The 12892-nt window shown below is 39.8% G+C and carries 6 protein-coding genes and 1 tRNA gene; 3 read left to right on the forward strand and 4 right to left on the reverse strand.

Annotated elements, in window-relative coordinates:
- Nucleotides 1-110: 110 nt before the first annotated feature.
- The gene (locus tag Q8W26_RS03810; protein WP_101215051.1) at nt 111-3032 is read left to right on the forward strand and encodes an EAL domain-containing protein; all 2922 of its coding nucleotides are present in this window, start codon (nt 111-113) and stop codon (nt 3030-3032) included.
- A 36-nt stretch (nt 3033-3068) separates the two neighbouring features.
- Here the strand turns inward: Q8W26_RS03810 and Q8W26_RS03815 are convergent.
- Together Q8W26_RS03815 and nadA are read right to left on the reverse strand one after the other, a co-directional pair.
- Nucleotides 3069-3156, reverse strand: a tRNA-Ser gene (locus tag Q8W26_RS03815).
- 85 nt (nt 3157-3241) lie between these two features.
- Entirely contained in the window at nt 3242-4306 is a 1065-nt protein-coding gene (nadA, locus tag Q8W26_RS03820) for a quinolinate synthase NadA (protein ID WP_101215052.1), read from the reverse strand.
- 241 nt (nt 4307-4547) lie between these two features.
- On the opposite strand from nadA, the gene Q8W26_RS03825 reads away from it, so the two are divergent.
- Nucleotides 4548-5204, forward strand: coding sequence for a response regulator transcription factor (locus Q8W26_RS03825; protein ID WP_101215053.1), 657 nt, complete (start codon nt 4548-4550; stop codon nt 5202-5204).
- A gap of 121 nt (nt 5205-5325) precedes the next feature.
- On the opposite strand, the gene Q8W26_RS03830 is transcribed toward Q8W26_RS03825, so the two are convergent.
- Nucleotides 5326-8742, reverse strand: coding sequence for a PAS domain-containing hybrid sensor histidine kinase/response regulator (locus Q8W26_RS03830; RefSeq protein WP_101215054.1), 3417 nt, complete (start codon nt 8740-8742; stop codon nt 5326-5328).
- Between the two features lie 302 nt (nt 8743-9044).
- Between Q8W26_RS03830 and acs the strand changes: the two genes are divergently transcribed.
- Complete coding sequence (gene acs, locus Q8W26_RS03835) at nt 9045-10991, forward strand: acetate--CoA ligase (RefSeq protein ID WP_101215055.1); 1947 nt, start codon at nt 9045-9047, stop codon at nt 10989-10991.
- A gap of 303 nt (nt 10992-11294) precedes the next feature.
- On the opposite strand, the gene Q8W26_RS03840 is transcribed toward acs, so the two are convergent.
- Nucleotides 11295-12890, reverse strand: coding sequence for an ATP-binding protein (locus Q8W26_RS03840; RefSeq protein ID WP_101215056.1), 1596 nt, complete (start codon nt 12888-12890; stop codon nt 11295-11297).
- Nucleotides 12891-12892 lie beyond the last annotated feature (2 nt).

Here is a 12892-nt window from a genome sequence, read left to right on the forward strand (position 1 = left end):
TAATAACGATGGGTCCGTGTGAACGTTCACATCACTATAATCTTAATGCTAATATAATACATAAAACTTTGATGTAGAATAGTTAACATATATTTAGACAAGGAAGCACCATGTTCGTCAGTAATGATTCCACCGCAGGAACAGTTAAGCGCTTTATGTTTTTAATAACATTATGCTTGATCCCAATAGTCGTTTCTGTCTCTATTTATGAACATGCCGCCTACAAACAGTATCAAAGCCACAAAGACAATCAAATCCGCCAACAATTATTAATTTACCGCACAAACATAGAAAGTATAATCACTCAAAACTTAATGCTTGCCCAAGGGCTTGCCGATTACATTGCGATCAAACCCGATATTTCACAAGTGGAATTTGAGGAGTATGTCACTAGGTTGTTATCAAAAGATAATCAAATAAGTCACTTTGGCGCTGCACGTAATTTAATAATAAGTCATATTTATCCAGTAAAAGGCAATCAAGCGGCTTTGGGCTTAGATTATAGAGACAACAAACAGCAATTTAAAACAGTCTCTCAAGCAGTGACCCTAAACCAAACAATCATTGCTGGTCCATTAGAATTGGTTCAGGGGGGAATTGGTTTGATCGGCCGTATCCCAATAAAAACAATAAATGAAGACTGGGGGGTATTGTCTGTAGTACTCAACCTGCAATCGATTTTGATAAAATCAAACATAGAAAGTCCGTCTATTAATGTCGCCATCCGTGGCAAAGATGGTGCTGGCGTACTGGGTGATACATTTCACGGAACAGCTCTATTATTCGCTCAAAGTGACTTAGTAGAAACAATCAAACTGCCCTACGGTGAATGGCAAATCGTTGGACAGGCCTCTGAAAATTGGCCCAGATATAAAACTCACCCACTTGTTTGGTTAATTACTATCACCTTAATCATCCTGTGCTTCATACTGATTATTCAACGCGTACGAACCCAGCGGGTCTATTATCACTCTCTTGCGATGAAGTTGCGCTCAGAAAAGAAATTTAGAGCATTTTTCACTAACCATACTGCGCCGATGCTTATTATAAAGCCAGGTGGTGAAATTACCGGTGCCAACGATGCCGCAGCTTCACTATACGATTACGACAAGAGTCAGCTAACTCAGTTAAATATTTCTCAGTTACATACCTTTAGTAATCAACAATCGGCTTTATTTCTAGGACCCAATAACAATCTATCTATCCCTACGTTCACCGCAAGTCGTCAATGCCGTGATGGTTCAGTAAAACAGATTCAAATAAACTCTGCGCCGATATATTTTGAAGGTCAGAAACTGTATTTCACTATTCTGAGCGACATTACCGAACGGTTTGAATTGGAAAGAAAGCTAAAATTAGACGCGCAAGTTTTTGAATATTCCCAAGAAGGCATATTGATCACAGATCATAATAAAAAAATAATATCTATCAATAAGGCTTATACGGAAATAACGGGCTATCAACTCAGCGATGTATTTGGCAAAACTCCACCAATGCTCACTTCAGGTATTCATGATGAATTATTTTACAAAAAAATTTTTGAACAATTGGCCAATAAAGGTTTTTGGAAAGGAGAGATCAAGAATCGTAAAGCAAATGGTGCTATCTTTTCAAAGCTATTATCCATCAGCAAAGTAAACAACGATCAAGGAGAAACGGTTAATTACGTCATAGTTTTTTCGGATATCACCAAACTAAAACAATCCGAAAAGCATCTTGATCAGCTTGCACATTATGATACGTTGACAGGCTTGCCTAATCGCAATTTATTAAAATCACGCCTTCATCATGCAATCAAAAATGCGAAACGACTGAACACCAAAGTTGCGGTAATGTTTCTAGACCTAGATCGTTTTAAAATAATTAACGATAGCTTAGGTCACATGGCTGGAGATGAATTATTACGCCATGCTTCGACTAGATTGGTACAGCAAATCCGAGAAACAGATACGTTAGCTCGTATTGGTGGCGATGAATTTGTTGTGCTTTTAGAGAATGTTAATTGCCCGGATCGATTAAGCAACATTGCAGATAAATTAATTAATGAGTTAAATAAACCTTTTATTATTGCTGAAGATCAAGAAGTGTATATTGGCGCATCAATCGGTTTAAGTACCTACCCAGGTGATGCCACAGAGCCTGAGCAATTAGTGTCTTATGCTGACGCGGCGATGTATAAAGCAAAGCAAATGGGTCGTAACTCTTTTTATCGCTATACGCCTCAAATCACCTATATAGCCAATGAAAAACTCAGGCTATCTACAGAAATCAAGAATGCACTAATTTGTAATCAATTCGTTTTATTTTATCAACCACAAATCAACCTAGCGTCTACGCGTATCATTGGTGCGGAAGCATTGATACGTTGGAAGCACCCGATTGATGGCATTATTACACCAGATAGGTTCATTGATATCGCAGAAGATGCTGGCGTGATTCATCAATTAACCTTATGGGTTATTGAGCAAGCCTGTATTCAGTTAAATCGCTGGCAAAAAAACTTTGCTGATTTAACTATCTCTGTAAATATATCAGCAAACGATTTTACCAATATTCATTTTGTCAGTGAGGTAGAAGCTATCCTAGATAAATTTTCAGCGATCAGAGCAGAACAGTTAGAGTTTGAAATAGTAGAAAACGTTATCATGGAAAATATTGGTGATGCAGTCTCAATGTTGGAACAGTTTAGAAGTATGGGCATCAGTGTAGCTATCGATGACTTTGGTACCGGCTATTCTTCACTTTCATATTTGCGGAACTTACCAGCAGATAAACTAAAGATTGATCGCAGCTTTATTCAAGATATCGAACCTGATGGTACAGGAGCTGAAATAGTGCTATCAGCGATTGGTCTAGCGAAGAACTTCCATTTAGAACTCGTTGCTGAAGGGGTTGAATTACAACACCAAGCTGACTTTTTAAAACAACAAGGCTGTCAAACGGTTCAAGGTTACTTATTCGGAAAACCAACAGCGATTGAAGAATTCGAAAGGCACGTCTTACATGACAAAAGAGGTAGCGTTAAACAATAAAAAGCGACTTCTAGAGTCGCTTTTTATAAGAATAGATGGCGGTGAAGGAGGGATTCGAACCCTCGATACGTTTCCGTATACACACTTTCCAGGCGTGCTCCTTCGGCCACTCGGACACTTCACCTAAGAATCAATCGGAATTGATAATGGCGCTAGTCTAGGCTAAACGCCAAATTAAAGCAATGCTTGAATAATCAAGTGATTATTTATCAAGCATTTCCTTTTACTTTCATCTTTAATTCTGCTGCAAAATCTAACATACGACGTAGTGGAACTAATGCGCCTTCGCGTAATGATTCATCAACGAAGATTTCATGCTCGACAGGGTTAGGGTTAGTTAATGCATTTTCAATCGCTGCTAAGCCATTCATTGCCATCCAAGGACAGTTAGCACAAGAACGACATGTCGCGCCCTCACCTGCTGTTGGCGCTGCAATAAAAGTTTTATTTGGCATTAACTGCTTCATCTTATAAAAGATACCGCGATCGGTAGCAACGATAAATGTTTCTTTATCTGAGTCTTGTGCTGCTTTAATTAACTGGCTTGTTGAACCCACAGAATCTGCTAATGCAACAATCTCAGCAGGCGACTCAGGGTGAACCAATACTTGTGCTTCTGGGTAGACAGCTTGCATATCTTTTAGCGCTTTAGTTTTAAATTCATCATGAACAATACAATCACCCTGCCACAACAGCATGTCGGCACCTGTTTCACGTTGAATGTATCCACCTAAATGTCTATCTGGGCCCCAGATAATCTTTTTCCCTTGTTCATCAAGATGCTCGACAATTTCAAGAGCGATGCTTGAAGTGACGATCCAGTCAGCACGCTTTTTAACGGCCGCTGAAGTATTCGCATAAACGACAACGGTACGATCAGGGTGTTGATCACAAAAAGCACTAAATTCATCAATAGGACAACCGACATCCAACGAACACGTCGCTTCAAGTGTTGGCATTAATACCGTTTTTTCAGGGCTAAGAATCTTGGAGGTTTCCCCCATAAATTTAACACCGGCAACGATTAACTTATCAGCAGGGTGTTCTGCACCAAAACGAGCCATCTCTAACGAGTCAGAAACACAACCGCCAGTTTCTTCGGCTAGCGCTTGGATTTCAGGATCGGTGTAATAATGCGCAACTAGTACAGCGTTTTGCTCTTTAAGTAAACGTTTAATATTCTCACGATATTTTGCCGTTTGGTCTTGCGATAAAGGAACGGGTTTCGCTGGGAACGGATAATCTAATTCGCGCTTTTCTGGAATATCTAACATTGCTTTACTACCTAACTGGCTTACACATAATTATTTGCGCCCGATTATAATCGAAAGCGATCCAAATGGTAATAACCCAATAGTGCAAAATTAGCCGAATCTAAGTATTTACTATTAAAACAATGTATAGCTTATACTTTTTTTATCTAATTAGACCACTATATTCCTTGGTTTTGTTTGAACTTTGTTGCAAAGACGTTGTAAACTCGGGACAACTAGTTAAAAAGTAGGTAGGAAGAACATGTCAGACAACTATAAAATATTGATTGCCGATGACCATCCGTTATTTCGCAATGCGCTACGTCAAGCACTAGAGTCGGCTTATCCTGACACGCAATGGCTGGAAGCCGAGTCTGCAGATTCTTTGCAGGCAGTACTAGAAGATGATAATCAACTTGATTTAGTTATCTTAGATTTACAAATGCCAGGTTCACACGGGTATTCAACCCTGATTCATTTACGTAGTCACTTTCCAACTATTCCTGTTGTGGTTATTTCAGCTCATGAAGATAATAATACCATCGCAAAATCTATGCATTACGGTAGCTGTGGATTTATTCCTAAATCTACATCGATGGAAAAGTTAGCAGATGCTTTAGATCAAATCTTACAGGGTGAAACGTGGATCCCTGAAGGTATCGATCTTTCAGAGAAGAATGTGTCTAGTGAAGGCGACTTTGCAAACCGCCTTTCTGAGTTAACTCCTCAACAATATAAAGTATTGCAAATGTTTGGTGAAGGCTTACTCAACAAACAAATTGCCTACGATTTAGATGTATCAGAAGCGACGATTAAAGCTCACGCAACGGCTATCTTTAGAAAGCTAAATGTACGTAATCGCACACAAGCGGTAATTGCTTTATCTCAATTAGAAGTGACGCATCAACCACCTGAATAGGTTTTACCTGTTCAGTAAAAAGGGTTGCCAAGGCAACCCTTTTTTATGCACTAACATTTATACCAACTCGCACCTATTGGCTATAAGACTGCCAAATAAATACAGACAGCCTATCGGGTCGTTAAATCAAACCTGATATCACTGCACGCAGCGCTGCAGGACGAACCATTTTCGCCATGTATCGATAGTTTTTAGACTCGACTTCTTCAACCAATTCCTTGCGTGTATCAGCTGTGATCAAGACACCCGGAATTTGATGTTGATATTTTTCACGCAATGCTTCCATTGCATCTAACCCCGTTTTATCATCGTCTAGATGAAAGTCTGCTAGCATTACATCGGGCAGCTCACCAGACTCTTCAATTAAAGTGATCGCATGTTCTAAGCTCTCGGCAAGTAAGACCTCACATTTCCATCGTTGAAGTAACAAATCGAGACCAACTAGAATTTTTTCTTCGTTATCGATACATAAAACTTTGACCCCTGCAAGCTGAGTATTACCAAGGCTGGCCAAAGGTTTGGCCGCCTGTGGTTTATAATTCTTAACAATGGGAACAGTGATGGCAAATACAGACCCTCTATCAACTTCTGATCGTAAACTTAATTCATGCCCCAAGACTTTACTGATTCGATCGGCGATGGCTAAGCCCAACCCTAAGCCATTGCGATCGTAGACCGAGCTATTCTCCAATCGCTGAAACTCACAAAAGATTTCTTTAACTTTATCCTGTGGAATCCCCTTACCCTGATCCCACACTTCAATACGAATTGTGTTTCCAACATGACGACAGCCAAGTAACACTTTACCGCCACTGCCATATCGAAAAGCGTTGGTCAGGAAATTCTGAACAATTCGGCGTAGTAAGTTGATATCACTATGTACAACAGCAGAAGAGGAAACAGTTTTAAACGAGACAGAATAATCAGCAGCCATAGCACCGAATTCAGCATCAAAATTATTTAATAATTCAGACACCGCAAAGTCACCGACATTAACTTCGATGGCATCAGATTCCAACTTAGAAATATCGAGTAAATCAGCAAGTAACTGCCCAGAAGCTTTTAAAGAGTCAGCAATGTGACGAACCGTTTCTTGAACCTGAGGCTCCGCGCTTTCGTGTTGTAGCAATGAGGCGGTAAATAACCGAGCGGCATTAAGTGGTTGCATCAAGTCATGACCGATCGCGGCCATAAAACGTGTTTTACTCAGATTAACTTGATCGACTTTAGCTTTCGCATCAGTAAGATTCTCATTAGCAAGTTCCAACTCCATGGTTCTGGCTAATACACGGGCTTCTAATTCTTCTTTGGCACGCACAAGTTCCCGCTCAACTTCACGGTATTGTGTAATGTCAGAAAAAGTTGTCACAAAACCACCGTTAGGCATAGGGTTTCCTTGCATCTTAATTACCTTACCATCGGGGCGGGTACGCTCGAAATAATAAGAAATTCCTTGCTTGACTCGCTCCATGCGTCGGGATACATGATCTTCAACGTTCCCCTCGCCACAAAAACCGCGCAGTGAATTAAATCGAATAAGTTCGGCAATAGGCTTGCCCACTTCCAGAAAGCCCGGTGGATAATTAAATAGATCTGCATACCGTTGATTCCATGCCATCAAGTTATGGTGCTCATCAATCACACTCATACCCTCGCTGGCATGTTCAATCGCGCTTTGCATTAGCTTCTGACTGGTTAGTATTTTAGATGAGGCTTCATCAATTAACTCGACTAAGTCATCCAGTGGCATATCACGCCCTTCTAGAACAGAGTGCATGACAAGGGATGCGGAGGACGTACCAATGACGGAAGAAAGTAACAGTTCAGTGTGGTCAATAAAAGCAGTTCCAGCGGCCTTATTCCAGTTATAATGGCCTTGATACTTCCCATCAAAGGCATGGTAACTATCTAAAGCACGTTCCCTGCCAATAAAACGACTGGCAAGCATTAACAGCTCTTGTTCAGAAACTGCAGCGCCCTTCACTGCCTTTTCATGGGTTAACCTGTCAACAAACACACCCGCTTGCATACGTTCGCGTACGCTTGATCGGAAAATCAGAGAGCCCCAAATATAAAACATGCAATTAACGGCTAAACTGACAAAAATCCAGTTGTAACTTGGTTGAATTTCACTAAGCCATTCCATCGAATGTAATAAATCAATATTCCCTTTCATTGGCTTGAATAAAGTGTAGAACCAAATAAATAAACCAACAACTAAACCAATATACACCCCTTTTCTGTTACCGTGCTTCCAATAAACGGCACCAATTAAACCCGGCAAGATCTGAATAAACACACCAAAAGAAATTTGCCCTAAATTAGCTAGTGAGTTTTGATAGGAAACATTGTTATAAAACAGCCACCCAAGACCAAGCACAATTAAAATAACTAAACGCCGAATATTGAGGATCTTTCTGCTAAATTGACTAAAGCTCCCTTGTTCTATACTGCCAGTTCTTAACAAAAGGGGCACAACCCATTCATTGCTTACCATAATAGATATAGTGAGTGCAGCAACAATCACCATACCTGTCGCAGCCGAAACAGCACCTAAAAAGCCAAGAAAGGCGGTGTTTTCAAAACCAAGTGCCAACGGTAAAGAGATAACATAAGTATCAGCAGAAATACTTGGATCGAGAATCAATTTTCCCGCAAGGGCTATTGGCAAAACAAACAGACCAGCTAGAAACAGATAGGTAGGAAAAACCCAGCGACTCTTTTTAAGCTCTTCTTCATTATCTGACTCGACCATCATGGTATGGAATTCACGTGGCATACAAAGGAATGCAGCCATCATGACCACTGTTTGTGCAAATAGAGAAGACCATGAATATAAATTACTCTCATGGTTAATAAGGTTGTTGTCTTTCGCTTGATTCCAAATGTCAGTAAAACCATCAAAGTGAACATAACAAACAACAAAACCAATCAACAAGAAAGCCACAAGCTTGACCACAGATTCAAAAGCGATAGCCAACATCAGCCCTGGATGATGCTCAGTAGCATCTAGCTTGCGAGTACCAAATAAAATCGTAAAAATGGCCAGAATAAACGCAATACCGAGTCCGACTAGCCAAGGTTCTTCAGTGGTTTGTGTATCAAAAATGTAAAAAGTATTGACGATTGCTTTTAATTGAAGCGCAAAATATGGCAACGTCCCAATAACAGCGATTAGCGTAATAATTGCGGCTAACGCTTGTGATTTACCATAACGAGAAGCGATAAAGTCGGCAATTGATGTAATACGTTGTTCGCGTGTTATTTTTAAAATCCGGGTTAACAACGGAAAGCAGAAAATAAACAGTAAAATGGGTGCAGCATAAATAGGGATATATGAGAGAAGGCTATCGGCTGACATCCCTACCGTACCCAGAAAACTCCATGATGAACAGTAAACCGCTAAAGATAAACCATAAATCATATTCTTGGTGTTACGTTTAAATGCGTTGAAGTGACGATCACCAAGCCAAGCAACAACAAACAGTAAGCCCATGTAGCCTATTGAGATCAGCACTAATAAAGCACTACTTTCCATACTAAGTCCTATGCCCATAAATAGAGATTCGGCTTATCTTAACCAACAATTAACAAAATGTCGCTGTTCGTATGTGGTTTAAAACCTGATAAATAATAAAGATTATTATGTTTTAACCCTAACGTATAATATTTAACCACTTTGCACCAGTAACAAATTGAAATTACACTATTTTATGTATTACTATTGAGTATCTTTATAAGTGTTTGCTTGTCTTTTAGACACAATATACCAATGTCTAATAGCAGCGAATCACCACAAAATTGATACTTTGAACAATAAATAATAAGAAAGGAACAACCATGACTACAACGGATCTATTTCCTGTATCAGGCGAGTTTGAACAAAATGCGCTGGTAAACAACACTCAATACGAAGCAATGTATCAAGAATCTATTTCTAACCCAGAAGCATTCTGGGGTGAACATGGTAAACGTATCGACTGGATCAAACCTTACACACAAGTTAAAAACACCAACTTTGCTGCTCCAAACGTTGACATTCAATGGTTCAAGGACGGTACTCTTAATGCCTCAGTTAGTTGTCTAGATCGTCACCTTGAAAAAAATGGCGATGACGTAGCAATTATTTGGGAAGGCGATGACGCAAAAGATCAACGTAAAATTACTTACCGCGAGCTTCACGCTGAAGTATGTAAGTTTGCCAATGCCCTTAAATCTAAAGGCGTGAAACGTGGTGATGTTGTTTCTATTTACATGCCTATGGTTCCAGAAGCAGCCGTAGCGATGCTAGCCTGTGCTCGTATTGGTGCTGTTCACTCAGTTATTTTCGGCGGTTTCTCTTCAGAGTCTATTTCTTCTCGTGTAATCGATGGTAACGCAAAAGTTATTATTACCGCTGACGAAGGCCCACGTGGTGGTCGTTTCGTACCTCTTAAAGGCAATATCGATGAAGCACTAAACAACCCAAATGTAACTTGTGTTGAAACTGTAATCGTTCTTCAACGTACTGGTGGCGACGTTGACTGGGTTGAAGGTCGTGATGTTTGGTGGCACGAAGCAACAGCTGCAGAGTCAGCTGAGTGTGCTCCTGAAGAAATGAATGCAGAAGACCCACTATTTATTCTTTACACATCAGGTTCTACTGGTACGCCAAAAGGTGTATTACACACTACTGGTGGTTACATGGTTTATGCGTCAATGACTCATGAATATGTTTTCGACTACAAAAAAGGCGACGTTTACTGGTGTACAGCCGATGTAGGTTGGATCACAGGTCACAGCTACATGGTATATGGTCCATTAGCAAATGGTGCAACTACCGTAATTCATGAAGGTGTACCTAACTACCCTAGCCCATCACGTCTAGGTGAAATCGTTGATCGTTATAATGTTAATCAACTTTACACAGCGCCAACATTAATTCGTGCATTAATGGCTAAAGGTACTGAGTTCTTCGATAGCTTCGACGGTAGTTCATTACGTGTTCTTGGTAGTGTTGGTGAGCCGATTAACCCTGAAGCATGGCGCTGGTACAACGACGTTATCGGTAAAGGTAACAGCCCTATCGTTGATACTTGGTGGCAAACAGAAACTGGTGGTATCTTAATTACTCCACTTCCTGGTGCAACTGCAACTAAACCTGGCTCAGCAACACGTCCATTCTTCGGTGTACAACCAGCACTTGTCGATGCTGAAGGTAACGTAATCGAAGGCCCTGGTGAAGGTTCTCTTGTTATCACTGACAGCTGGCCTGGTCAAATGCGTAGTGTTTACGGTGATCACGAGCGCTTCATGATGACTTACTTCCAAACGTTCCATAACATGTACACCACTGGTGACGGCGCACGTCGTGATGAAGATGGTTACTACTGGATCACTGGTCGTGTGGATGACGTAATCAACGTTGCTGGTCACCGTATGGGAACTGCTGAAGTTGAGAGCTCATTAGTTGGTCACGAACAAGTTGCTGAAGCAGCAGTTGTTGGTTACCCGCATGACATCAAAGGTCAAGGTATCTACGCATACGTTACTCTAAACGATGATGTTGAAGAGACTGAAGAATTACGCCGTGAGTTAGTATTATGGGTACGTAAAGACCTTGGCGCTATCGCAGCACCTGATATGATTCAATGGGCACCAGGTCTTCCTAAGACTCGTTCAGGTAAGATTATGCGTCGTGTATTACGTAAGATTGCAGCAAATGAGATTGGTGAATTAGGCGATTCGTCTACACTCGCTGACCCATCGGTAATCGATACACTTATTGGTAACCGTCAAAACAAATAGTTTGTTGACTCAGCCATGATAAAAGGCAGCTTCGGCTGCCTTTTTTATTATGTAAGCTCGCAATACCCTTCATTTACTAGGTTGTTAACGAATCACGGCCACAGCATCACTTGTAATCGATGAGCTATGTACAAGGCAAACCCAGTTGTAAAAGCCTAATGCGGTCTTTAGCAGTAGCTAATACATATAGAGAATAGAACAATGTAATCCATCTCAACACTACACAAAATTGTTTACAGGATCGCTTTCAACCAATACCTTGCCTCTAAGACTTTTAATGTTAATTTTGAACGACTGTCCTTGTTAGTCTCTTGTTTGAGACAAAGGCCAACTGAGTATCAATTTTGCACCGCCAAGAGAAGAATCAGACAAGTTTACTTCCCCGTTATGCCATTGCATGATCTGTTTCACAATAGCTAAACCTAAGCCGTGACCACCATTACCACCACGCTGCTCATTACCTATTTGTGCAAAAGGAGTAAATACTTTCTCCCATTCACTTGACGGTATACCACAACCATCATCTTCGACTGATATAGCATAGCCTAGCTCATCTTGATAAAAGTGAATTGAAACCTTTGAAGTGGCATAGCGACTTGCGTTGGCAATGAGGTTATTTATAGCTCTGATCATCGCCCTTTTGTCTATATAGATTGATTGTTCTAATAAAGGTGTATCAACTTCCAATTCAATTGATATATCACTCCTTTCTAGGGAAAAACAATCCACTTCATATTGAATTGTTTTTGCTAATGGTGTCATCGCAAAATTAGTCAAATCAGCTGAACTTGTGTATCTAGATAAAATAAGCGTTTGATTTATCAACTGATCCAAATCATCGATACTTTTGTCAATAGCATCAAAATATGTCGATTTTTCTTCTGCTGGTGTATCATCAGATTTTATCATTTCAAATGAAAATCGCATTCTATACAAGGGAGTTCGTAAATCATGTGCAATGGCGCGAGTCAGCTGCTTTTGACTTGAAAACAGTCCTTCTATTTTATCTGCCATTTTATTGAACGACGCTGCTAGATTAAACACCGTGGATTTTTCATTTATTTGAGCCCTTTCATCTAAAGCTCCATCACCAAATTTAGTCGCAATCCTATTGAGTTTTGATATGTCCTTCCAAAGAGGTGAAACCCATAAAAACATAGCAACAGAAATAATAACAATAAAGGTTAGTAAAATTATAAGTACGATTAATGGGCTAATACTATTCGAAGGGATTTCTTCAGCTTTGATTACCTGACTTTTATTTGGCAAAAGAAAATAAAAATTGGTGAAACCATTTTTATTCGATTCCCATACTATATCATTCTTTTGAAGTTTGTCTTTTAATGTTAAAGCAATATCAACCTCACCTACATCAAGCAAAGACAGGGTAAATGAAAACCGATTTTGCAGTTCATCAAGCTTTTGCAACCATAGCTCTTTATCTTCGAGAGAAAACTCTTGTTGGAGTAGATATAAGGTTCCTTTACTACTTCGGTAAATATGTTCAGTTTCTGCACTATTGACGTTAATGCTGACAAACCAAGGTGCATCATCTATACGCTTTATCAATATCCCAGTTTCATTATTGATATAGACATACTCACCTTTTTCTATTGCATCATAGGTCTTTGAGTTTCCTTTCCATTGGTCTAAATGGGTTAATGTTAAACCATAGCCAAATTTTTTTGACAGTCGATCAATATCTTTTTGCCACAAGCTTTGCTCTAACGATTTTAACCTTTTAAAAATAAGATAAAACGTTCCTTTATAGGTTTCAACATAACGTGTTTTTTCAGCATACTCATTGAAAATAACAATAGGAGTATAAGGTGTTGGGCTCAGTAAAAAAAACAGAGGTAAAAATACAACAATCCAAAGGCCTGCAAATGCTTTAAACATAT

The sequence above is a fragment of the Psychrobium sp. 1_MG-2023 genome (genome assembly GCF_030689115.1).
Taxonomy (GTDB): Bacteria; Pseudomonadota; Gammaproteobacteria; order Enterobacterales; family Psychrobiaceae; genus Psychrobium.